Below are 22251 nucleotides of genomic sequence, written 5' to 3'. Positions count from 1 at the left end.
ACCAGGGGAGACCCCATCCGCTTCCTTCCTCCGCCTTGCAATCGAAGCCGCATGACGCCGCTCGCTGATCCGCTCCCTATCGTGGGGGAGGTCGTGAGCCCCGGCGAACGGCGACCGGTCAGACGTCGCGGTTCTCCAGCGCCAGGTAGGCACCGATCAGGGCCACGCCCGCGACGCCGAGCATGATCCACAACGGCTCCCAGCCGGACGGCCCCGACCCGGTGACCGAGGTGTCGTAGAACACACTGAGCTGGCTGGGGATCGAGTACTCGAAGAGCGCCTTCCGCAGGTCGCCGAGCGACTCCGCGAACATGAACATGGCCAGCACGAGTGGCAGCAGCACCACCCCGATCATGATCGTGATCGCACCCGCGGAGTGCCGGATGAGAGCGCCGACCGCGAGTGAGAGCAGGCCCAGGGCCGCGATGTAGAGGCCGACACCGACCGTGGCGAGCAGCCACTCGGCGCCGGTGGGTGCCTCGCCGCCGAGGATGGCCGTCTGCAACGCGCCGACCAGCGCGGCCGTCACGGTCGTGATGACGAAGGTGAGCAGGAAGAAGACGATCGCCTTCGCGGTCAGCACGCGCGCACGGCTGGGGCAGGCCGTCAGCGTCGTACGGATCATGCCGGTGCCGTACTCGGAGGCGATGGTCATCACGCCGAGCGTGATCACGCAGATCGAACCGAGGAGCACCCCGAAGAAGCCGAAGCTGAGCACCGGGACGTCACCGATGTCGGTGTTGGTCGCGTTCATGACCACGGCCACCAGCAGTCCGAGGCCGAGCAGCAACACGATCATGACGCCGAGCGTCCACATCGTGGAGCGCACCGAACGGATCTTGGTCCACTCGGAGGCGAGCGCATCGCCGAGGGTGGCGCGGCGCAGCGGGATCGGTGAGGCGTACGGCGCGGCCGATGCGTCCTGCCGGTTCTGCTGCTGGTACGGCGCCTGCGGGGTCGGCGGTGTGGTCATCGGGCGTCCTCGCTGGTCTCGCGCTTGGTCAGGTCTGCAGGGGCTGCGGCGGGCGCCGCCGGGGCTGCAGGGGCCGGGACGGCCGGTGCCGCGGGGGCCGGGGCTGCAGGAGCCGGGGCGGCCGGTGCCGCCGGGGCTTGCGCGTACGGGTTCTGTCCGGGCGGCGGCGGGGCGTACCAGCCCTGCTGCGGCATCTCGGGGACCGGCGGCTGCGGCGCCCCGTAACCGGGCTGCTGTCCGTACCCACCGTGCACCGGCTGCTGCAGCCCGGCCTTCTGGTCCGCAGTCGAGCGGTAGTCCACGACGCCCTGTGTCATCCGCATGTACGCCTCCTCGAGCGAGGCCTGGTGCGGCGAGAGTTCCCACAGCCGAACGTCCGACTCGTGAGCCAGATCGCTGATCCGCGGCAGCTGCAGACCGGTGATCCGCAGGGCCCCGTCCGGCTCCGGCATGACCTGGCCGCCCGCCTCGGTGAGCGAGGTGGTCAGCTTCTCCCGCTGCTCATGCATACCGTCCGCGACCCGCACCCGGGCGAAGTCGGCCGAATTGGCGGAGATGAAGTCCTTGACGCTCATGTCGGCGAGCAGCTGCCCGCGGCCGATCACGATCAGATGGTCGGCGGTGAGTGCCATTTCGCTCATCAGATGGCTGGAGACGAAGACCGTACGGCCCTCCGACGCCAGCATCTTCATCAGATTGCGGACCCAGAGGATGCCCTCGGGGTCGAGACCGTTGACCGGCTCGTCGAAGAGCAGTACCTGCGGGTCGCCGAGCAGCGCCGCCGCGATGCCGAGCCGCTGGCCCATACCGAGCGAGAAGCCCTTGGACCGCTTCCGCGCGACGTCGTGGAGACCGACGACACCGAGCACCTCGTCGACCCGGGCGGCCGGGATACCGGCGAGCTGGGCGAGCGAGAGGAGGTGGTTACGGGCGCTGCGCCCGCCGTGCACCGCCTTCGCGTCCAGCAGCGCACCCACCTGCCGCGGAGCGTTCGGCAGGCTGCGGAAGGGATGGCCGCCGATCGTGACATGGCCGGAAGTCGGTTGGTCCAGGCCCAGCATCATGCGCATGGTGGTGGACTTGCCCGACCCGTTGGGACCGAGGAATCCGGTGACGGTACCCGGCCGCACCTGGAAGGAAAGGTTGTACACGGCCATCTTCGCGCCATAGCGCTTGGTCAGGCCGACTGCCTCGATCATGCTCCAGCCCCATCGACTTTGTCTGTCGTCGGGGCCCAGGCCGTCCGGCCGCACGCCCCCCGTAAGAGTTACGAGGATATCCAGGCCCTGACGGTTCCGGCCAAGTCGTTACGAGAGCGCATCGCTTCCCCGGCAGAGCGGGCAGAGCGGGCAGAGTGCCTTTGGGCCGGTCAGGTCATGCGTCCGCCCCACCGGCCGTGCGTCCGCCGGTCATGCGTCCCGCTTCCTCAGTACGAGATAGCCGCCGACCAGCGCGGCCGCCACCCATGCGACAAGAATGCCGAGCCCGCCCCACGGCCCGTACGGAGCAGGGTTGCTGTTCATGGCGTCCGGAACCACCTGCATGATCTTGGATCCGGCCTGGTCGGGGAAGTAGCGGGCGACCTTCTTCGTGCCCGGGACCACCGACAGGATCTGGGAGACCAGGAAGAAGAACGGCATCAGGATGCCGAGCGACAGCATGGAGCTGCGCAGCATCGTCGCCACACCCATCGAGAAGATCCCGATCAGGCCCATGTAGATGCCGCCGCCGACGACCGCGCGCAGGACATGTTCCGCACCGATGTACGTGCGGTGGTCGCCGAGGAGGAACTGCCCGAGGAAGAACGTGACGAAGCTGGTGACGATGCCGACCACCAGGGCCAGCACGCCGGCCACCGCGACCTTGCTGAAGAGGAACGAACCGCGTTGGGGCACGGCCGCCAGCGAGGTGCGGATCATGCCCGAGCTGTACTCCGTACCGACCACCAGCACACCGAAGACGACCATGGCCAGCTGGCCGAGGACCATGCCGGAGAAACTGATGAGGGTCGGGTCGAAGGTGGCCTTCTCCACTACGGGCAGGTCGTTGAACTGGGCGTTCATCAGGGCACAGAGCGCCGCGCTCATCGCGACGGTGACGACGAACGCGGAGATCAGCGTCCAGACGGTCGACGAGACCGTACGGATCTTGGTCCACTCGGAGGTCAGGACCGCGGGTACCGATGCCATCGTCGTCACGCCCTCTTGCCGGTGCCGGAGGTGCCGGGCGCGCCCGGCGTGCCGTTCCCGGCCGTGCCGGCGGCGGTCTGCTGGTTCCACTGATCGCCCCAGTGCGGGCCCACCGGCGGCGCTGCCTCACCGAGCTCCGAGTGTGCGTGGTACTCGACGGAGTCCGCCGTCATCTGCATGAACGCTTCCTCCAGGGAGGCCCGCTGGGAGCTCAGCTCGTGCAGCACGATCTGATGCCGGGCGGCGAGCTCGCCCAGCACCTCGGTGGTGGCGCCGCCGGTCTCCAGCGTGCCGCTGCCCGTTTCGACCACGATCAGGCCCTCCTCGTGCAGCACATCGCGCAGCCGCTCCTGCTGCGGGGAGCGCAGCCGCACGTAACTGCGGGAGTTCTGGTGGATGAAGTCGGCCATCGAGGTGTCGGCGAGCAGCCGGCCCTGGCCGATCACGATCAGATGGTCCGCGGTGAGTGCCATTTCGCTCATCAGATGCGAGGAGACGAAGATCGTCCGGCCTTCCGCGGCGAGCGCCTTCATCAGATTGCGGATCCACTGAATGCCCTCGGGGTCGAGACCGTTGACGGGCTCGTCGAAGAGCAGCACCTGAGGGTCGCCGAGCAGCGCCGCCGCGATGCCGAGCCGCTGGCTCATGCCGAGGGAGAAACCCTTCGACTTCTTCTTCGCCACCGTGCTCAGACCGACGGTGTCCAGCACCTCCGCGACCCGGCTCTCCGGGATGCGATTGCTCTGCGCGAGACAGAGCAGATTGTTGTACGCGCTGCGCCCGCCGTGCATCGACTTCGCGTCCAGCAGCGCCCCGATGTACTTGAGGGGTTCTTCCAGGTCACGGTAGTGCTTGCCGTCGATGCGCACCGAACCGCTGGTCGGGTTGTCGAGATCGAGCATCATCCGCATCGTCGTGGATTTGCCCGCCCCGTTGGGGCCCAGAAAGCCCGTCACCATTCCAGGTCTGACACGGCATGAAAGCCGATCGACGGCAAGCTTGTTGCCAAAGCGCTTGGTGAGACCCTCAAGCTCGATCATGCGTTCACGCTAGAACGGCCGCGCGCCCGGCGCCACCACAAGGGGTGGAACCGGGCGCGCAAGAGGTACAGCTGCGGTACTGCGGGGTCAGCGGGTCTGCTGAGCCGGGACGCCGCGGGTGACCGGCTCGTCGTCGGCGGGGGAGCCGGCGGCGGCCACTGCGGCACCGGTCAGCGTCGCCAGCATCTCGCGGACGTTGGTCAGCTGAGCGTTGATCGAGTCGCGGCGGTTGGTGAGCGCCGCCAGCTCGCGCTCCGACTCGCTGCGGATCCGGTCGGCCTTCGCGTTCGCGTCGGCCACGATGTCCTCGGACTGGCGCTGCGCGGTCTCCACCGTCTGACGGGCCCGGCGCTCGGCGTCCGTACGGAGCTTCTCGGCCTCCAGGCGGAGCTGCTCCGCGCGGTGCTCGATCTCGGCGAGGCGCTTCTCGGCCTTGGCCTGACGGGACGCGAGGTCGCGCTCCGACTGGTCGCGGCGCTTGGCGAGGTTCGTCTCGAAGTCCGCGGCGGCCTGGGCGGCCTTGGCGCGGGTCTCCTCGAAGAGGGCGTCCGCCTCCTCGCGCTTCTGCGCGGCGTCCTTCTGGGCCTCCGTACGCAGCGAGCCGGCCTCACCCTTGGCCTTCTCGACGATGCGGACGCCCTCGTCCTCGGCCTTCGCCTTGCGCTCGGCGGCGAACGACTCGGCGTCGTTGCGCACCTGCTGGGCGGCCGACTCGGCGAGCTCACGGTGCTGCTCGGCGGCGCGACGGGCCTCCTCGCGCAGGTCCTTCGCCTCCTCCTCGGCCAGGCGGAGAATCTTCTCCACGCGCGCACCGAGACCGGCGTACGACGGCTCCGCGTCGCTCACCTGGGCCTGGGCGTTCTGCGTTTCGAGGTGGAGCTCCTCGATGCGCTTTTCCAGAGACGTGATGCGGGCGAGAGCACTATCACGGTCGGCGACGAGCTTGGTAATGCGGTCGTCCACCTGACCGCGGTCGTATCCACGTCGCACGAGCTCGAAGCCGAAGGGGGAGGAAGGGTCGCTCATGAGGTTCCTGTCGAATGAGACCGGTGAGGTGTTAGAGGGAATCCTAGGGGCCCGAGCGGCGTGTCATCGAGTGGATGCCCGTTTGATCTGGAGAATGACACCCCTTTTGAGTGGCTGGCCGCCACAACTCTTGCCGCTCGGAGGGTTGAACGTCCTTGACGAAGCACGGGAGATGACAGGTCGACTACCCCTCTGACGACTTGCCACTTGATCGACTGCCCGCCGAGGCACCGGCTTTGACGCCACCGGACCCTCCGTTGGCGCTCTTGCCGCCGCCCGTCGGCGTCTCGAAGGACTCCAACGCCTCCAGCACGTCCTGGACTCGGGAGATCTCGGTGTTGATGTCCGCGCGCCGGCGCACCAGCAGATCGAGCTCGCGCTTGCCCTCGTCCACCGTACGCTTCGCCTCGGCCTCGGCGTCGGCCCGTAGCTTCTCGGCCTCGCGGACCACCGTGGTCTTCTTCTGCTCGGCCTCCTTGAGCAGTGCCTCGGCCCGCTTCACCGCCGCGATCCGGACCTTGCTCGCCTCCGAATTGGCGTCCGCCAGCAGCTCCTTGGCCTTGGCCGCCGCCTCGTCGCGCTGTTCGGTCGCCGCCTTCATCAGGTTGTCGACGCGCTCGCCCGCCGTCTTCATCTGCTCGGAGGTCTCCCGCCGGGCCCGGTCGTGCAGCTCCTCGATCTCGCTCTCGATCCGGGTCCGGAGCTCCTCGGCCCGCTCCCGGCTGGCCGTGGCGTCCCGGCGCGCGCCGACCAGCAGCTCGTCCGCGTCCGTACGGGCGCGCTCCACCAGGGAGTTGCCCTCGACGGTCGCCTCCGAGGTGATCCGCACGGCCTCCGTGCGGGCCGCGCCGACCATCGTGTCGGCCTGCTCCTCGGCCTCGGTGGCGGCGCGCAGCGCCTCCTCCTGGGCCTTGTTGATGAGCTGGTCCGCCTGCTCGGCGGCATCGGCACGGCGCTTCGCCGCGGCCTCCCGCGCCTCGTCGAGCAGCTGGTCGGCCTCCTGACGGGCCTCAGCGCGCATCTGCTCGGCCGCCGCCTCCGCGTCGGCGCGTACCTGCTCCGACTCCTCGCGGGTGCGGGCCGCGTGCTCCTGCGCAGAGCCGACGGCGGCCGCCGCCTCCGCACGCAGCCGCTCGGCCTCGTCCATGGCCTCGCCCGTCACCCGGGCTGCCTGCTGCGTCGCCTCGTCGACCAGCCGGGTCGCCTGCTGTGTCGCCTCCTCGCCGAGCTGCGTGGCCTGCTGTGTCGCCTCTTCGACGAGCTGCGTGGCCTGCTGCGTCGAATCCGTACGGATCCGCTCGGCCTCGCTCGTCGCCTCGCCCACCAGCCGGTCGGCCTGGGTCGCGGCACCGGAGCGCATCCGGTTGGCGTCCTCGCGGGCCTCGGCCCGGCTGCGAGCCGCGTCCTGCTCGGCGGAGGCCAGTGCGTCGGAGGCCTCGGTACGCATCCGCTGGCTGTACTCGGCGGTGTCCGCGCGCAGCCGCTCCGCCTCGGTGATCGCATCGGATACGGTCCGCTCGGCCATCGCCTTCGCGGCCTCGGACTCCTCCTGCGCCTCCCGGCGGATCCGGCTCGCGTCCTCGCCGGCCCGCTCCCGCTCCGCGTGCGCGTCGGAGCGGACCCGGTCCGCCTCCTCCTGCGCCTCGGACTTCGTCCGCTCCGCGACATGCTCGGCGGCGGAGCGCAGCCCGGCGATCTCCGCCTCGGCCTGCTCCTGCAGCCCGCTGACCGAATCCCGTACCTGCTGGGCTGTCTGCTCGGCCACGGAGACCAGCTCGGTCGCCCGGCTGTCCGCCTCCTCGACCAGACGCTGCGCCTCGGCCTGCGCCTGCTCGACCCGCTTGCGGGCGGAGGCGAGGAGCTCCTCGCTCTGCTCGCGGGCCCGCTCGCGCTCCTGGTTCGCCTCGGTGCGCGCCGCGTCGAGGGTCTCCTCCGCCTCACGGCGGCGCCGGTTCGCCTCCTCCTGAGCGGCGGCCAGCGCCTCGGCGGCCTCCGTGCTCACCCGCTCCGCGGCGGCAGCGGCCTCGGAACGCACCCGGTCGGCGCCCTCCTGCGCCTCGGACTTGAGCCGCTCCGCCTCGGCGGCAGCCTCGCTGCGCAGCCGTACGGCGGTGGACTCGCCCTCCGCACGCGACCGTGAGGCATCAGCCGCGGCCTCGTCGCGCAGCCGCTCCGACTCGGTCTCCGCCTGCTCCTGCAGCGCCCGCAGCCGCTCGGCGGCCTCCGTGCGCAGCCGCTCGGACTCCTCGTTCGTCTCGCGCCGGATGCGCTCCGCCTCGGCGCGCGCGTCCGCGAGCGCCTGCTCGGCGGTGGTGACCCTGGTCTCAGCCTCGGTGTGCAGCCGGGCCAGCTCGTCGGCCGCCTCCGCCTGGCGGGCCGCGAGCGCACGCTCGGTCTCCTCGTGCAGCTCCGCCGCCGCCTGCTCGGCCGCGGTGGTGGTGGACCGGGCCTGCTCCTCGGACTCGGTACGCAGCTGCTCGGCCTCGGCGCGGGCGCGCTCCAGGGCCTCCTCGGCCTGCTTGCGCAGCGCGGTGGCGCGCTCGGCCGCGTCGGTACGGACCCGCTCGCTCTCCGCGCCCGCGGTGCCGCGCAGCTCCTCCGCGTCAGCCTTCGCCTTGGAAAGCAGCTCCTCGGCGGTCTTCGCGCCTTCCTCGATCTGCTGGACGGCCTCGCGGCGGGCCTCGCCACGGATCCGCTCGCCCTCGGTGACCGCCTCGGAGCGCAGCTGCTCGGCCTCGCCGCGCAGCCTGCGTGCCTCCTCCTGCAGCTCGACCGTCTTGGCCCGGTACTCCTTGGTGTCGTCCTTGGCCGCACCCTTGAGCTGATCGGCCTGCTCCGCGGCCTCGCCACGCAGCCGGTCCGCCTCGGCCTCTGCCTCGCGTCGGATCCGGTCGGCCTCCTCGCCCGCCACCCTGGTGGTGGACTTCGCGTCGTCGGACGCCTTGGTCAGCACCTCCTCGGCGGCCCTGGCGGCCTTGGCGAGCTGGGCAGCGGCGTCCTCGGCGGCCGCCGTGCGGGCCTTCTCGGACGCCTCGGACTTCAGCCGGTCCGCCTCGGCACGGGCATCGGCGAGCGTCTGCTCGGCCTCCGTCTTGAGCGACTCGGCGTCCTTGGTGGCCTCGCCGACCAGCCGGGCGATCTCCGACTTGGCCGTACGGGTGCGCTGCTCGTTCTGCGACTCGGCGGCGGTCAGCCGCTTGACGGCGGCCTCCTTCGCCTCGGCGGTGACCTTCTCGGCCGCCAGGCGGGCCTCGCGCAGCTGGGTCTCGGCCTCCTGCATGCGCTGCTCGGCGGCCCGGTTCAGCTCGGCGGTCCGCTGCCGGGTCTGTTCGGTCTCGGCCGTCGTCGACGTACGCAGCTGCTCGGCGTGGCTGGTGGCCTCCTGCGCCTGGCTGGAGGCGGCGCTCAGCAGCCGCTCGGCGTCCTTGCGGGCGCGCAGCAGGATCGCCTCGGCCTCGGCACGGGCCGACTCCGCCTCGGAGCCGAGCCGCTGCCGGGTCTTGTCCACCAGCCGGCCCGCCTCGGCGCGCGCGGCCGTCAGGGACTGCTCGGCCTCGGCCCTGGACTCCTCCAGCAGCCGGCGCGCCTGGGACTCGGTCCTGGCCCTGAGCTGCTCGGCCCAGGCGACGTTCTCGTTGACATGGGACTCGACGGTCTGGCGGCGCTCGGCCAGTTCCTGGTCGAGCTGCTGGCGCCGCTGCACGGCCTCGTTGTGCAGCTCGGCCTGGAGCCGCGCCTGGTGCTCGGCGTGTTCCTGCAGGATCCGCTGCGTCTGCGCACGGGCGTCACGGAGCTCCCGCTCGGCGTCGGTCCGCAGCTGTTCGGCCTGGATCTGGGCATTACGGAGCAACTGCTCGGCCTGGTAGCCGATGTCCGCGCTGTCGTAGGCGGGACGGGTCGCGAGATTGCGCCGAGCCTCGTGCAGCTTGGCGCGCAAGACCTCGACCTGGTAACCGAGGTCCTCGGCGTGCTGGACGGCCTTCTCCCGGTCGGTCTTCAGCCGGTCCATCTCGGCTTCGAACCGCGAGAGATGGTCGACTTCAGCTCGGTGGCTCTCCTGGCGTTCGTAGCCCCGCACTGCGCGGTCCCATCCGTCCCCTGGTCGCAACTCTCCAACGAGTACCGTTCCCCGGTGAACGGTCCCCCGGGGAATGGTGACAGATCAACGGCTGGGGACGCGGCGCGGCCCCGACCCGGCCCCGGCCCGGAACAGCCCACTCTACCGGGCCTGGTATCCGGAGGTCAGTGCTCCGCTGCGGACGTGACCAGTTCGGTGAGCACGCCGTGGCAGTCCTTGGGGTGCAGGAAGGTGATCCGGGACCCCATCGACCCGGTCCTGGGCTCGTCGTACAGCACCCTGACCCCCTTCTCCCGGATGTCCGCAGCGTCGGCGTCGACGTCCGCGGTGCCGAAGGCGATGTGGTGGACGCCCTCCCCATTCTTTGCCAGCCACTTGCCCACGGCCGAGTCCTCCCTGGTCGGCTCCAGCAGCTGAAGGTAGGAAGCACCGCCGTCGGACGTATCGTTGATCTTGAGCATGGCCTCCCGCACGCCCTGCTCCTCGTTGATCTCGGAGTGGAACACCTCGAACCCGTAGGTCGAGCGGTAGAACTCGACGGTCCTGTCGAGGTCGAAACAGGCGATCCCGATGTGGTCGATTCGCGTCAGCATGCAACCAGTGCAGCGCTCCGCCGATGGTTACGCAACGTGCGCGCGATCACACTCGCTGCCGGATGACGGGCGAGGTACCGCTCAGTACATTCATGTAAACCCTCGTTCACTCCTAATCCCAAGGGGCTGCGCCTCATGTCAGGAACGACCGGTACCACCTCAGTGATCGTCGCGGGCGCGCGTACGCCCATGGGCCGCCTCCTCGGCTCGCTGAAGAGTTTCTCCGGGGCCGATCTCGGCGGCTTCGCCATCAAGGCCGCGCTGGACCGGGCCGGCATCGGCGGCGACCAGGTCGAGTACGTGATCATGGGCCAGGTGCTGCAGGCCGGTGCGGGCCAGATGCCGGCACGCCAGGCCGCGGTCAAGGCGGGCATCCCGATGAACGTCCCCGCGCTCACCGTCAACAAGGTGTGTCTGTCCGGACTCGACGCGATCGCGCTCGCCGACCAGTTGATCCGCGCGGGTGAGTTCGACGTCGTCGTCGCCGGTGGCCAGGAGTCCATGACGAATGCCCCGCACCTGCTCCCGAAGTCCCGCGAGGGCTACAAGTACGGTGCGATCGAGATGCTCGACTCCATGGCGTACGACGGTCTGACCGACGCCTACGAGAACATCCCGATGGGTGAGTCCACCGAGAAGCACAACACCCGTCTGGGTCTGGCCCGCGCCGAACAGGACGAGATCGGCGCCCTCTCCCACCAGCGCGCCGCCTCCGCCCAGAAGAACGCCGTCTTCGAGGCCGAGATCACCCCGGTCGAGATCCCGCAGCGCAAGGGCGACCCGGTCCTCTTCTCCAAGGACGAGGGCATCCGCCCGGAGACGACCGCCCAGTCCCTCGGCAAGCTGCGCCCGGCCTTCACCAAGGACGGCACGATCACCGCGGGCACCTCCTCGCAGATCTCCGACGGCGCCGCCGCGGTCGTCGTCATGAGCAAGACCAAGGCCGAGGAGCTGGGCCTGGACTGGATCGCCGAGATCGGCGCCCACGGCAACGTGGCGGGCCCGGACAACTCGCTCCAGTCGCAGCCGTCCAACGCCATCAAGCACGCCCTGAAGAAGGACGGCCTGGAGGTTGAGGACCTCGACCTCATCGAGATCAACGAGGCGTTCGCGGCGGTCGCCGTCCAGTCGATGAAGGACCTCGGCGTCACCCCGGACAAGGTGAATGTCAACGGCGGCGCCATCGCACTGGGCCACCCGATCGGCATGTCCGGCGCCCGTCTGGTGCTGCATCTGGCGCTGGAGCTGAAGCGGCGCGGCGGTGGCACCGGTGCCGCGGCGCTGTGCGGCGGCGGCGGTCAGGGCGACGCACTGATCATCCGCGTCCCCAGGTAGGAACGGCCCGGGCAAGCAGTACGTAGTACACGTAGAGCACGCAGCGAGTGAACGGAGCGGTGATGGTGGACGTCCCCACCCTGGTCGAGCAGGCCCGTGCGGGCCGGCCGCGGGCCGTGGCCCGGCTCATCTCCCTGGTGGAGGGGGCTTCGCCGCAGCTGCGCGAGGTGATGGCGGCCCTGGCGCCGCTGACGGGCAACGCGTACGTCGTCGGCCTGACCGGTTCGCCCGGTGTCGGCAAGTCGACATCGACGTCGGCGCTGGTCTCGGCGTACCGGCGGGCCGGCAAGCGGGTCGGCGTCCTGGCTGTCGACCCGTCCTCGCCCTTCTCCGGCGGGGCGCTCCTCGGAGACCGGGTACGGATGTCGGAGCACGCCTCCGACCCGGGCGTCTACATCCGCTCCATGGCCACTCGCGGGCACCTGGGTGGCCTCGCCTGGTCGGCGCCGCAGGCGATCCGGGTGCTGGACGCCGCGGGCTGCGAAGTGATCCTGGTGGAGACGGTCGGCGTCGGCCAGTCGGAGGTGGAGATCGCCTCCCAGGCCGACACCTCCGTCGTCCTGCTGGCGCCCGGCATGGGCGACGGCATCCAGGCGGCGAAGGCCGGAATCCTGGAGATCGGCGATGTGTACGTCGTCAACAAGGCCGACCGGGACGGCGCGGACGCCACCGCGCGCGAGCTCAACCACATGCTGGGCCTCGGCGAGTCCCGCGGCCCCGGCGACTGGCGGCCGCCGATCGTGAAGACGGTCGCCGCCCGGGGCGAGGGCATCGACGAGGTCGTCGAGGCGCTGGAGAAGCACCGGGCGTGGATGGAGGAACACGGAGTGCTCGCCGAGCGGCGCATGGCCCGTGCGGCCCACGAGGTCGAGACGATCGCCGTCACACGGCTGCGCGAGCGCATCGGCGATCTGCACGGCGACCGCCACATCGGCGCGCTCGCCGAACGCATCGTGGCGGGGAGCCTCGATCCGTACGCGGCGGCGGACGAGCTCGTGGCAGGGCTCACCGAGGCCTGACGGGACGGTGCCCGGGGCGGCGTGCGGGTCGCTCCCGGGTCCGTTCGGCAGTGTCTGTACGCCGCCACCCCGGAACCGTCGCACCACGCGTCCTTGTCGCTGACTGCTGAGGACGCGTCAGCGGCGGTCCGGGCGTGCGCTTTTCATACTGTCCGGCACTGCGGTCGGTGACGTGTTCCGTGGCAGGATTACGGCCGGATACGCGCACTGGGTGTCCGGCGTTTCATGCGTACCGACGGGGGGAGTGACGCATGTTGGGTCCGCTGCGGGAGGACTCGCCCAGACGGATCAGGCCCTACGGGATACGGGCCCGGCTCGGTGCGGGCGGCATGGGCGAGGTGTTCCTCGGTGTCCGGGACGACGGTGGCGAACCGGTCGCCGTCAAGACGGTCCGCCGTGACGTGGCCCGTGACCCCGCCTTCCGCAACCGCTTCCGCCGTGAGATCACCGTCGCCCGGTCCGTCGTCGGCCCCCATCTTGCCCAACTGCTCGACGGGGACGCCGACGCCGAAGTGCCCTGGCTCGCCACCGGGTACGTGGCCGGACCGACGCTGTCCGCCGCCGTCCGGGGCGCGGGCGCGATGGACGAGGCCGAGGTACGGATGCTCGGCGCCGGGCTGGCCCGCGCGCTGGCGGCGGTCCACGCGGCCGGGATCGTCCACCGTGATGTGAAGCCCGGCAACGTGATGCTCGCGGCGGACGGTCCGCGACTCATCGACTTCGGCATCGCCCGGGACACCGGCGCGACCCCGCTGACCACCACCAGCCGCATGGTCGGCAGCCCCGCCTTTATGTCCCCGGAGCATGTGGCGGGCAGCGGACGCGTCGTCTGCGCCTCCGATGTCTTCTGCCTCGCCTCCGTGCTCTGCTTCGCCGCCACCGGACGCGATCCCTTCGGTGACGGCCCGGTCGCCGCCGTGCTCTACCGGGTCAAGTACGTCGAGGCCGATCTCGACGAGGTGCCCGAGGCGCTCCGTACCGTTCTGGAGGACTGCCTGGCCGCCGACCCTGCCGTGCGCCCCACCGCCGCGGAACTCGCGCAGCGGCTCGCCCCCGACTCGGCCGAGCGGTGGCCGGAGCCGGTGGTGCAGCACATCGTCGAGTACGAGCGCGAACTGGCCCGGGTCATGGCGCTGGGCGGGCCGCTGCTGCCCGGATACACACCGACCGAGGCGGCCACCGGAAGCCGCGTCGCACCCCACCGACTTCCCACCCTGGGAACCGACTTCACCCCGGGTCTGCACATCGCGCCCACTCAGGGCCCCGGCCTCGCCCCGCCCCCGCGCCGCTCCCGCCGGGCCCTGGGTGCCGCCCTTGCCACGCTGATCGTGCTGGGCGCGGCCACCGGGGGCATTCTGGCCTGGCGCAACCACCGCGTCACCCCCAACGAGGCTCCCCCCGGTGGCGGTTCACCCGCAGCCCCCAGGATCACGGCCGGTGTGGACGAGAACGGCGGCCCGGACGGCTCCGGCACGGTCCCGTACGGCCGTGGCGTCCGCCCGACGGGCTGGAAGAAGTCCTGGAAGGGCAAGTTCGCCCAGCCGCCGATCGGTTGCTCCGCAGGCCGTGACGTGATCGCCTGCCGGCTCACCGACGGCACGTACGAGGCGTTGTCGGCGGCCGACGGCCACCGGATGTGGACGCTCGACACCGGACAGTCCTCACGCGCGGCGGGCTGGGGGCCCCGCGGTCAGTTCTTCATGCCGGCCGACGCCACCCGGCCCACCGTGTACGACGACACCGTGCTGCTCGCCGCGGCCGGACGGCTGCAGTCGCTGGACGCGAAGACCGGCACGGTCCGTTGGGAGACCCGGTCCGGCGGCGCGCACGACCTGGACAGCGCGCCGGTCGTCGTCGACGGCCTGGTCCTCGCCGCGACCACGGTGACGCCCGAGGGCGCGTCGCTCGCCGCCTACGACTTGAAGAGCGGCGTCCGGAAGTGGCAGCGGCCGCTCGCCCCGCAGGACATCTCCAACGCGCAGAAGGGCAACTTCTGGCCGGTCGCCACCGACGGCACGGTGGTGTACGCGATCGGCGAGGACGCGCCGAAGGCGTTCCGGCCGAAGGACGGCACCTTGCTGGGCACGGCCGGCGGCGAGGCCGTGCAGGGGGCAGGCAGCGGGAACAACTCGGGCTGCGGAGAGCTCCGGGTGAGGGGTCGTTCCGCCTTCTGCGCGAACTACGTCACCAACGACGACCCTTCCGGCTTCAGCGAGGACATGACCGTGCTGCGGTTCGCGGCGGGGACACTCGAGGCGCAGGGGCGGCTGCCGCTGGATCCCGGGCTGGTCGCCGAGGCGAGACTGACCGCGCTCGGCGATCAAGTGATCACGTTCCGCAGAGGCAGCAAATACGTGCCGGACACGCCCGACGAGATGGTCGTCGTGGGCCGTGACAGCGGTCGGGCGCTCGGCCGGTTCCCGCTCGGCGGGAAGGTGGCGCAGGGCATGAGCAACCCGGCCTCCGACCCGATGATCGTCGCCGGCACCGTGGTCTGGGCCGACAGCACCATGCTGTACACGGTCCCGATCCGCCGCGACGGCGCCCTGGGCGCCCTGGTGAAGACCCGGCTTCCGGGCGCCCCGGGCCCGAGCAGGACACCGACGTACGACCCCGTCCCCGACGGCATCGATCTCGGCAAGGAACTGCTCGACCCGCAGGTACTGCCGGTCGGCGGCGTCGTCCATGTCGTGTACGACGACGGCACCACCGTCTCCGTGCCGCTGCCCGAGTGAACCGTCCGACCGACCGAGGAGCCGAGCAGTGATCGAGCCGCTTCCCCCCGGCCGGGCCAGGCTGATCGGCCCGTACCAGCTTCTGGGACTGCTGGGCGCGGGCGGCATGGGCGAGGTGTACCTGGCCCGGCCGGCCGGTGCGCGGGACACCCTCGCCGGGCTGGTCGCGCTGAAGACCGTGCGTCCGGATCTCGACCTCGACGACGGCTTCCGGATCCGTTTCCGCCGTGAGATCGACGCGGCGGGTGCCGTCCGCAGTCCGCACACCGTGGCCCTTGTCGGCGGCGACGCGAGTGGCCGGCTGCCCTGGCTGGCGACCGAGTACGTCCCCGGCCCCTCGCTCGCCGAGGCGGTGACCCGCGGCGGGCCGATGCCCGAACCGGTCGTACGGGAGATGGGTGCCGGCCTCGCCCGCGCGCTCGCCGACATGCACGCCGTACGCGTACTCCACCGCGACCTCAAGCCCGGCAATGTGCTGCTCGGCGCCGACGGCCCGAAGGTGATCGACTTCGGGATCGCCCAGGCGTTCGATGCCACCCAGCTGACCCGGACCGGTGTCGTGGTGGGCAGCCCCGGTTACATATCGCCCGAGCACGTCAACGGCTCGCGCTCGCTCGTACCGGCGTCCGACGTGTTCTGTCTCGGCGCGGTGCTTGCCTTCGCAGCGACCGGGCGGGGGCCGTTCGACGACTCCGACATGGCGGCCGTGATCTTCCGGATCTCCCGGGGCGAGGCCGAACTGTCCGGCGTACCACCGCAGTTGCGTGAGGTGATCGAGGCGTGCCTGCACCGTGAGGCCGGGGCCCGGCCGACTCCGCTACATCTCGCTCGTCGCGCGGGGGAACGTTCTCTTCCTGGCCTTCAAGGACGGGACGGTCCTGAGCTATGCGCCCTGACCCCCACCGGAAAGCCGCCTCAGTCGTCATCCCGGTCGTGACCGTCGACCGTCGTGCTCCTGGTGGTCGCCCCGCTCGTCCCCGTGACCACCGCTGTCCGACCTGTCCGCCGTGACCTTCGCGGTTTTCGCGTTCGACGTTCAGCCCGTGCTGCTTGCCCTCCTTGCCCCGGACGTCGACGTCCCGGTGCGGCGCCTTGCCGCTCCGGCCGTCGCTGTGTCCAGGCCGGATCGAGGTCACCGTCCCGCGCGTCGCCTTGAGCGCGGCATCGACCGCCGCGGCCCGCGAGACGGGGGGCCTTTCTCGTACGTGGTGCTGGTGGCCAGGATCAGGGCGCTGCTGCGGCGCCGGGGCAGCGGCTCCGGCTCGCCGGTGGTCACCGTGGCACTGAACGGCGCCCGGTCTCGGCCTGATGTCGCAGTCCGGCACGGCGGCCGACTGGCCGTGGACGCTGCGCCGGAGGGCAGCGCGGTTCGAGCTGTGGCTGCCGGGCACCGGCTGAACGCCGCCCCCGCCCCGCAGGCCCCGCAGGTCACGCCTTGCCGCGGCGCCCCCGCAGATGGTCCGCGACCGGGGCCAGCGCCGTGTACAGGTCCGCCAGTGTCTCCGGCGTCAACAGGTCCATGAAGTGCTTGCGCACCGACGCCACGTGGTGCGGCGCCACCTTCCGCATCGTCTCCGCACCGTCCTCGGTGAGGACCGCGTACAGTCCGCGCCGGTCCGACTCGCAGTTCACCCTGCGGACCAGTCCCGCGTTCTCCATGCGGGTGATCTGGTGCGAGAGCCTGCTCTTGGACTGCAGCGTCGCGGCGGCGAGGTCGCTCATCCGCATGCGCTGGTCGTCCGACTCCGAGAGGTTGACCAGGATCTCGTAGTCGTTGTTGGTCAGGCCGAACGGCTGGAGGTCCTTCTCCAGCTGGTGCATCAGCAGCCTGCTGACGTCCAGGTGGGTGCGCCAGGCGCACTGCTCCGCGTCATTCAGCCAGCGAGTGGCCGTCTCGGTCTCCATATATGGATTCTACCTAAGAAGTTGAAAGCCGGACGAGGTGAGGATGCGTGACGCCCGGAACCCGCTCGGAGACGGGCTCGGCTGCGCAGTGCGGACGTTCGACGTCACACTCCGCAGACTACCGTTCACAAACCGAAGCGGCGTTGGAGGTTCCCGAACTGACCGGGCAGACGGGGTGCGGAGCCAGGTTGACCCGCACCACCCGGCACACCGGCCTGCGCCGGTGTCTCCCCCGTCGGCTGCTCGGGCATCAGGATCTCGGTCGACTGGAGCAGCACCGTACCCGCCCCGACGAACTCGAACTGGTGCTCCTCGCCCGAGGTGCCGCCCAGGCCCGTCATCGACCGCAGCCCGCCCAGCACCCCCGTCATATAACCGTGGTCGTAGTGGTGGCACGGCGAGGGACAGTCCGCCCAGCCGACCAGGGCCTGCGGATCGACCCGCAGCGGCGGCTCCATGAAGACCACCGGACCGTTGGACGCGGCCACGAACTTCCCCGTACCGATCAGTGTCAGAAAGCCCGGCACGATGGACTGCTTCAGTGCCAGCGTCGGCTGGTAGGCAAGGAGGTTGCCGGACCGGATCGTCAGATTCCCGTCGTCCAGGTCGTACGAGTTCACATCGAAGGCCCGGTCGGCGAGGAGCATCTTGCCGCTGCCCTCGGCCACCACCCAGTCGCTCGCGTGCAGCGGCGAGTGGAAACTCGTACGGATCAGCCGCTCGAAGCGGCCGTGGCCGATGCCGTTGAAGTCGATCCGCCCGTAATAGGCGATCATCTTGCCCTTCTGCAGGAACCACTGGCTGCCCTTCAGCTCCACGCAGAAGATGTACGAGTTGACGTTGTCGTCCGACGGCAGCGTCATCGGGTCGAAGACCATGGGCGTGCTCACAGCTTCTCCTCCGAGGCCTGGACGTACACCGCGCCACTGCCGCTCAGCTCCAGCTGGAACGCCTCGCCGGAGCCGCGCCCCACCATGTCCCTCCAGCCGAGCGCGGTGGAGAGCTTGTTGCGTACGTCGCCGTGGTGGGCGACATACGCCTGCGGGTCCACATGCACCTCGCGGCCCGGCGTGATCGGCAGCTCGATCACCCCGCCGTGCGCCATCACCGCGACCGCGCCATGCCCCTTGAGGGTGGTGGTGAACAGCCCCTGCCCGGTCACCTGACCGCGCACCATGCCCATCACTCCGCCCTGCGAACCCATGAACATCGTGCCCTGCTGCAGCGTCCCGTCGAACGCGAGCAGCCGGTCGGCCTCCACGTACAGGGTGTCGCCGGACAGATCGATCACCTGGATGTGATGGCCGCCGTGGCCGAACATCACCGTGCCACTGCCTTCGACCGTCATCAGCGGGGTCGCCTCGCCCGCCACCCGTCGGCCGATCATCGACATCACGCCGCCCTGGCCGCCCTGGATGTTCGGCGTGAACGACACGTCGCCGCGGTACGCGAGCATCGCGCCGCGCTGGCTGTACATCTTCTGGCCGGGGAGCACCGTCGCCTCGACCATCTTCGAGTTGATCTCACGGAACGGCATCAGACATCGCCCCCGATGGTGTTCCGCTCGCTCGGCTGGACGTAGACGAGACCCTCGCCCTCGAACCGCATCTGGAAGGCCTCGCCCGAGCCCTCACCTATCAGCGTCCGGAAATTCACCCCGGACTGGAGGTGCTGTCGCAGATTGCCCTGATGGGCGATGTAGGCGCCCGGGTCGACGAACAGCGGGTACTGCGCCGAGACCCGCAGCGCCACCGCCGAACCGTCCGACGTGATCGCCGCCTGGCCGGTGCCCTCGACGGTGGTGGTGAACAGGCCGTTGCCGCTCGCCCCGCCACGCAGACCGGTGAAGGTGGTTCCGGTGCGCAGCCCGGCGTCGGTGCAGAGCAGATTGCTCGCCTCGACATAGAGCTTGTCGCCGTGCAGCGAGACGAGGCTGATCTCGCTCGCGCGGTCGGCGAAGTAGCAGGTGCCCTGCCCCTTCACCTCCATCACGGTCATCTGTTCGCCGGTCAGCCGGCGGGTCACCATGCCGCGCAGGCCGTCGCCGCCGCCGGTCATCTTCTTGAACGTCATCCGGCCGTCGTATGCGACCATCGAGCCGTTCTTCGCCTTTACGGCGTCGCCGGTCAGGTCTACGGCGAGCGTTCTGCTGCCTTGGAGTCGGAACATTGCCACGGTGTGACGGTAGCGGCAGGGCCCCTGCCGGGACAGAGCCTCAGGGAGGAATCAGCACCCTGAACCGCCCCTGATACGCATCCGGTACGGGACCCCTGCGCAATCGGGACGTACCCGGTACGGGAGCGTGGCGGACGGCGCACGCGGCGGCGGGACGTGACGAGCGACACATACCGCCCCCGCCACCGAGTACCGCCACTGTCGATGCCACAATGGGTTGCGCTTGTGCCTGTATTCACAAGCTGTCGCGATCCTCCCACCGAAGGTGCCCCCGTGGACATCAAGACCGCTACCGCCCTGCACCGGCTGCGCCTCATCTCGATTCCCGAGGCGCTCTCCTTCCCGGCGCTGATCATCTTTGGCTCGATCCTCAGCCGGGTCTCGGACATCGACTTCCTGATGATGCCGCTCGGCATCCTGCACGGCGTGCTCTTCGTGATCTACGCCGTCCTGCTCCTCGACGTCTGGTCCAAGACCAAGTGGCCGCTGAAGCGCATCGCGTTCTTCTTCCTGCTCGCCCTGCTGCCGTTCGGCGGGCTGTACGGCGACAAGGTGCTCAAGCGCTACGAGGCCGACGGTGTCATCGCCGCCCGCGCCCGCAGGGAAGGCGTGGTCAGCGCGTGATCGTCGCGTTCTCGGTCAGTCCGCTCGGCGTCGGTGAGGACGTCGGCGAGTACGTCGCCGACGCCGTCCGGGTCGTCCGCGAGTCCGGGCTGCCCAACCGTACGGACGCCATGTTCACCTCCATCGAGAGTGCACCTCTGATTACATGAGGAAGCCCCGGCCTGGATGCCTACGAATCCGGACCGGGGCCTCGCTCTTTCTCCCGCCCCCACCGTCCCGCGCCGCCACGGTTACGGGAACGGCGGAACTCAGGTGGCCGACTCGTCCCAGACTCGGCGGGGCGGGCTGCTGCCGGGCGGAAAGTAGACCACGCCAGAGCGCGCGTTCAGTGCGCCCCCGTACTGCGTCCACCATCCCTCGGGGGAGCCCGCGTACGGCCCTTCCGGATCATCTATGAGGCTCACCAGCTCCGGGTCCGGTAATGGGTGCGCACGACGGCTCCCCAGCCTCACGGGGGCGGTCACCGCTTCTTGCTGCGGTCGGGTCCCTGCGGGTCGCAGCAGTCCAGGTGCCGGTACACGACCACGTCAGCCCCGTCCGGCCTTTCGATGGTTCCGCGCCGACAGCGATCAAGAGTGCCGATGGGCTTGAGACACGCGGGGCACCTCTCGCCCTTCGGTGCAAACGTTTCGTACTCCCACTGCCGCGCGTCCGTTGTGCTGCTGGTCGCCATGTTCCGCCGTCCCCTCGATGTCGGTATGGCGATCCTCCCTGCGGGCGTTCAGCGGCTACAGGGACGCAACGTCCTACTCTGGCGACGCTATTCAGTGACCCCGAGGAACTGAGCAAGCTTGCGCAGCCCGACCGGACGAGCGGTGCCGGCCCACAGGTCTGTCACGATCGCCACGGCCAGGGTGTGGTGCCGCATCCATCCAGGGGCAACCCGTCTCAGCGACTCCAAAGCCTTCACGGCCCCCTCGGCATCCCCTACGTCCGTGTAGGCCCGAGCCACGTCCAGGAACAGCCACGTACGCCATGAGGGCGGAGTGTCGGCGCTCAGCCTTATCCCTTTGGCCAGCGTCAGTGCTTCCTCGGGCCGCTCGTGCTGGACAGCGAGGCGAACCCGTTCGATGCGGACGGACGACCGGCTGAACACCGAGACAAGCCTCCCGTCCGCCGGGGGCGGCAGCTTGGCCAGGCGACCGGCGGCACGCTCCGCCGTGCGCATCATCAGGTTCGCCGTGTCGTAGTCGTCGCTGCGTGCGTAGGACGTTGCTGCGGACATGAGCAGCCCACCCCAGACACGGACACCCTCCGCCGCGGCCGAGTGCTCCCGCTCCACTCCGTCAGCCGCGTACACGGCCAGGTTCCGAGCGTCGTCCAAGCGTGCCTGCCGCTGATAGGCCCATGCCACGGAGTTGCTGACCATGGGGGCAAGCAACGGGTCCGAGGAATCCCCGGCGGCAGCGTAGGCCCGTTCCAGGGCGGCAAGGGCAAGGTCCGTCTTGCCGAGCCGGATGGCAAGGTGCCCACCCAGTTGCAGCCCCTTGCCGAGTGCAGCTTGACCGGCTGCGCGCTCATCGGCGTTGCCCACCGCAGCGAGTAGACGAGCGTCCGCGATGATGCCCGGCAGCACGTCCATCAGGCGGCCGAACTCAGCCGAGTGGTACAAGGTCCACCCGTCAGCGAGTTCGGCCCGCAGAAGGGCGGGGGAGAGCCGTTCCGCGCCCGTGGGCTCCATCGGGGGAGCGAACAGGGGCGGCATGATCGCCCGGCGGACGGCTACGAGTTGCGGCGGGTCCACATCACCGCTGGATGGAACGGCCGGCGGATCACCCAGCAAGGCTGTCAGCTCCACCCCAAGCCCCTTGGCGAGTAAGTGAAGCGTGGGCAGCCGCGCACTGTGCTTCCGGCGCTGCTCCAACTTCCGGATCACGTCCACAGACACTCCGGACCGCTCGGCAAGCCCTTCTTGCGTGAGGTCGGCGAGGCGGCGCAGCCGGGCCATGCGGTCGCCCATGTGCTCAATAGCCATGCGTCAAAAGCTACGCCCGAGCGGACCGTTCGTGTGATCGGTCTGGAAAGCCGTACACAGGCAGGGGTGCCATCACCTTCCGGTCCCCGATCAGGGTGGTTCAGGGGCCTTTCCCACCCCTTCACGGGGTCGTTCTCGGGTGCTGCGCGTACGGTTCCCGCTGGTCAGCGCGAGGCACGGCCACAAAAACGACACCGCACCCAGGGCGCGTACGTCGTGCTGGGGCCAGGGTCGCCAGGGGGATGAGGGCTGAACTTCGCAACGTCCCTCCCTCGGGGGTCGCGCAACAGAAAGACCGTCCACCACATCGGTAGACGGCCTCTCGGATCGGTACGGGCTACTCGCCGTCGTTCAGCGCCCGGTACAGCGTGGCGCGGGAGACCCCGAGTGCCTTGGCAATGGCGGTGGCGCTCTCGCGCTTGGCGCGGCGGGCCTTGTCCGCAGCGAGCTTGTCCGCGTCCATGACGGCCGGGCGTCCACCCGTACGCCCCTGAGAGCCTGTCGGGTGGCTGATCATGCGTGATGCGTGACGGTCGTGATCTGCCTTCCGGGCATGGCGACGGCCCCGGAATGATCACGTGGTG

General features: G+C 70.2%; 18 protein-coding genes and 1 pseudogene. 6 read left to right on the top strand and 13 right to left on the bottom strand.

Going from position 1 to position 22251, the window contains the following annotated elements; translation table 11 throughout:
- Positions 1 to 118: 118 nt before the first annotated feature.
- The 7 genes from ABTZ94_RS25465 to mce all read right to left on the bottom strand — a co-directional run bounded on the left by ABTZ94_RS25465 (position 119) and on the right by mce (position 9899).
- On the bottom strand, positions 119 to 973 hold the full coding sequence (locus tag ABTZ94_RS25465) for an ABC transporter permease (protein ID WP_351203749.1): 855 nt from the start codon (positions 971 to 973) through the stop codon (positions 119 to 121).
- Positions 970 to 2172, bottom strand: coding sequence for an ABC transporter ATP-binding protein (locus ABTZ94_RS25460; RefSeq protein ID WP_351203747.1), 1203 nt, complete (start codon positions 2170 to 2172; stop codon positions 970 to 972). The genes ABTZ94_RS25465 and ABTZ94_RS25460 overlap by 4 nt, the downstream gene beginning before the upstream one ends.
- A 210-nt stretch (positions 2173 to 2382) precedes the next feature.
- Complete coding sequence (locus tag ABTZ94_RS25455) at positions 2383 to 3162, bottom strand: ABC transporter permease (RefSeq protein ID WP_351203745.1); 780 nt, start codon at positions 3160 to 3162, stop codon at positions 2383 to 2385.
- Between the two features lie 5 nt (positions 3163 to 3167).
- Positions 3168 to 4202, bottom strand: a complete 1035-nt coding sequence (locus ABTZ94_RS25450) for an ATP-binding cassette domain-containing protein (protein ID WP_351203743.1) — start codon at positions 4200 to 4202, stop codon at positions 3168 to 3170.
- 87 nt (positions 4203 to 4289) lie between these two features.
- Positions 4290 to 5228: a coiled-coil domain-containing protein gene (locus ABTZ94_RS25445; protein WP_351203741.1), complete on the bottom strand. Its 939-nt coding sequence runs from the start codon at positions 5226 to 5228 to the stop codon at positions 4290 to 4292.
- A gap of 184 nt (positions 5229 to 5412) precedes the next feature.
- Positions 5413 to 9306: a polarized growth protein Scy gene (gene scy, locus ABTZ94_RS25440; RefSeq protein WP_351203739.1), complete on the bottom strand. Its 3894-nt coding sequence runs from the start codon at positions 9304 to 9306 to the stop codon at positions 5413 to 5415.
- 164 nt (positions 9307 to 9470) lie between these two features.
- On the bottom strand, positions 9471 to 9899 hold the full coding sequence (mce, locus tag ABTZ94_RS25435) for a methylmalonyl-CoA epimerase (RefSeq protein ID WP_327369904.1): 429 nt from the start codon (positions 9897 to 9899) through the stop codon (positions 9471 to 9473).
- Between the two features lie 135 nt (positions 9900 to 10034).
- Between mce and ABTZ94_RS25430 the strand changes: the two genes are divergently transcribed.
- The 4 genes from ABTZ94_RS25430 (at position 10035) to ABTZ94_RS25415 (ending at position 15925) form a co-directional block, all read left to right on the top strand.
- Complete coding sequence (locus tag ABTZ94_RS25430; RefSeq protein WP_351203737.1) at positions 10035 to 11234, top strand: acetyl-CoA C-acetyltransferase; 1200 nt, start codon at positions 10035 to 10037, stop codon at positions 11232 to 11234.
- A gap of 62 nt (positions 11235 to 11296) precedes the next feature.
- Complete coding sequence (gene meaB / locus ABTZ94_RS25425) at positions 11297 to 12253, top strand: methylmalonyl Co-A mutase-associated GTPase MeaB (protein ID WP_351203735.1); 957 nt, start codon at positions 11297 to 11299, stop codon at positions 12251 to 12253.
- 251 nt (positions 12254 to 12504) lie between these two features.
- Positions 12505 to 14988, top strand: coding sequence for a protein kinase domain-containing protein (locus tag ABTZ94_RS25420; protein WP_351203733.1), 2484 nt, complete (start codon positions 12505 to 12507; stop codon positions 14986 to 14988).
- Positions 14989 to 15016: 28 nt separating this feature from the next.
- Positions 15017 to 15925: a serine/threonine-protein kinase gene (locus ABTZ94_RS25415; protein ID WP_351203731.1), complete on the top strand. Its 909-nt coding sequence runs from the start codon at positions 15017 to 15019 to the stop codon at positions 15923 to 15925.
- A 491-nt stretch (positions 15926 to 16416) separates the two neighbouring features.
- On the opposite strand, the gene ABTZ94_RS25410 is transcribed toward ABTZ94_RS25415, so the two are convergent.
- From ABTZ94_RS25410 to ABTZ94_RS25395, 4 genes are all read right to left on the bottom strand, one after another.
- Complete coding sequence (locus tag ABTZ94_RS25410) at positions 16417 to 16893, bottom strand: MarR family winged helix-turn-helix transcriptional regulator (protein WP_351203729.1); 477 nt, start codon at positions 16891 to 16893, stop codon at positions 16417 to 16419.
- 125 nt (positions 16894 to 17018) lie between these two features.
- Positions 17019 to 17783, bottom strand: coding sequence for an AIM24 family protein (locus ABTZ94_RS25405; RefSeq protein WP_351203727.1), 765 nt, complete (start codon positions 17781 to 17783; stop codon positions 17019 to 17021).
- Complete coding sequence (locus tag ABTZ94_RS25400; RefSeq protein WP_351203725.1) at positions 17780 to 18430, bottom strand: AIM24 family protein; 651 nt, start codon at positions 18428 to 18430, stop codon at positions 17780 to 17782. The genes ABTZ94_RS25405 and ABTZ94_RS25400 overlap by 4 nt, the downstream gene beginning before the upstream one ends.
- Complete coding sequence (locus ABTZ94_RS25395; protein WP_351203751.1) at positions 18430 to 19062, bottom strand: AIM24 family protein; 633 nt, start codon at positions 19060 to 19062, stop codon at positions 18430 to 18432. Before ABTZ94_RS25395 ends, ABTZ94_RS25400 begins: the two co-directional genes overlap by 1 nt.
- A gap of 279 nt (positions 19063 to 19341) precedes the next feature.
- On the opposite strand from ABTZ94_RS25395, the gene ABTZ94_RS25390 reads away from it, so the two are divergent.
- Positions 19342 to 19692 (top strand): DUF3817 domain-containing protein, encoded by a 351-nt coding sequence (locus tag ABTZ94_RS25390; RefSeq protein WP_351203723.1) that lies wholly within the window; start codon positions 19342 to 19344, stop codon positions 19690 to 19692.
- Positions 19689 to 19820, top strand: a pseudogene (locus ABTZ94_RS25385) (thiamine-binding protein); the annotation flags it as partial. The gene ABTZ94_RS25390 and the pseudogene ABTZ94_RS25385, both read left to right, overlap by 4 nt.
- Positions 19821 to 20452: 632 nt before the next feature.
- Here ABTZ94_RS25385 and ABTZ94_RS25380 read toward each other — a convergent pair.
- Both ABTZ94_RS25380 and ABTZ94_RS25375 read right to left on the bottom strand, forming a co-directional pair.
- Positions 20453 to 21667 (bottom strand): helix-turn-helix domain-containing protein, encoded by a 1215-nt coding sequence (locus ABTZ94_RS25380; protein ID WP_351203721.1) that lies wholly within the window; start codon positions 21665 to 21667, stop codon positions 20453 to 20455.
- A 337-nt stretch (positions 21668 to 22004) separates the two neighbouring features.
- Positions 22005 to 22184 carry a helix-turn-helix domain-containing protein gene (locus ABTZ94_RS25375; protein ID WP_351203719.1) on the bottom strand — a complete coding sequence of 60 codons (180 nt, stop codon included), beginning with the start codon at positions 22182 to 22184 and terminating at the stop codon, positions 22005 to 22007.
- Positions 22185 to 22251: the final 67 nt, after the last annotated feature.

This window comes from Streptomyces sp. NPDC002785 (assembly GCF_040295565.1).
Classification (GTDB): domain Bacteria; phylum Actinomycetota; class Actinomycetes; order Streptomycetales; family Streptomycetaceae; genus Streptomyces.
The sequence above is the reverse complement of the archived record's forward strand: the minus strand, read 5'-3'. Positions and strand labels throughout refer to the sequence as shown.

Excerpts from the sequence above, each read along its gene's own strand:
- ABTZ94_RS25445 (WP_351203741.1), bottom strand. The coding sequence starts at position 5,228 with ATGAGCGACCCTTCCTCCCCCTTCGGCTTCGAGCTCGTGCGACGTGGA.
- mce (WP_327369904.1), bottom strand. The coding sequence starts at position 9,899 with ATGCTGACGCGAATCGACCACATCGGGATCGCCTGTTTCGACCTCGAC.
- ABTZ94_RS25465 (WP_351203749.1), bottom strand. The coding sequence starts at position 973 with ATGACCACACCGCCGACCCCGCAGGCGCCGTACCAGCAGCAGAACCGG.
- ABTZ94_RS25380 (WP_351203721.1), bottom strand. The coding sequence starts at position 21,667 with ATGGCTATTGAGCACATGGGCGACCGCATGGCCCGGCTGCGCCGCCTC.
- ABTZ94_RS25375 (WP_351203719.1), bottom strand. The coding sequence starts at position 22,184 with ATGATCAGCCACCCGACAGGCTCTCAGGGGCGTACGGGTGGACGCCCG.
- ABTZ94_RS25420 (WP_351203733.1), top strand. The coding sequence starts at position 12,505 with ATGTTGGGTCCGCTGCGGGAGGACTCGCCCAGACGGATCAGGCCCTAC.
- meaB (WP_351203735.1), top strand. The coding sequence starts at position 11,297 with ATGGTGGACGTCCCCACCCTGGTCGAGCAGGCCCGTGCGGGCCGGCCG.
- ABTZ94_RS25455 (WP_351203745.1), bottom strand. The coding sequence starts at position 3,162 with ATGGCATCGGTACCCGCGGTCCTGACCTCCGAGTGGACCAAGATCCGT.
- ABTZ94_RS25430 (WP_351203737.1), top strand. The coding sequence starts at position 10,035 with ATGTCAGGAACGACCGGTACCACCTCAGTGATCGTCGCGGGCGCGCGT.
- ABTZ94_RS25395 (WP_351203751.1), bottom strand. The coding sequence starts at position 19,062 with ATGTTCCGACTCCAAGGCAGCAGAACGCTCGCCGTAGACCTGACCGGC.
- ABTZ94_RS25410 (WP_351203729.1), bottom strand. The coding sequence starts at position 16,893 with ATGGAGACCGAGACGGCCACTCGCTGGCTGAATGACGCGGAGCAGTGC.
- ABTZ94_RS25400 (WP_351203725.1), bottom strand. The coding sequence starts at position 18,430 with ATGCCGTTCCGTGAGATCAACTCGAAGATGGTCGAGGCGACGGTGCTC.
- ABTZ94_RS25460 (WP_351203747.1), bottom strand. The coding sequence starts at position 2,172 with ATGATCGAGGCAGTCGGCCTGACCAAGCGCTATGGCGCGAAGATGGCC.
- ABTZ94_RS25450 (WP_351203743.1), bottom strand. The coding sequence starts at position 4,202 with ATGATCGAGCTTGAGGGTCTCACCAAGCGCTTTGGCAACAAGCTTGCC.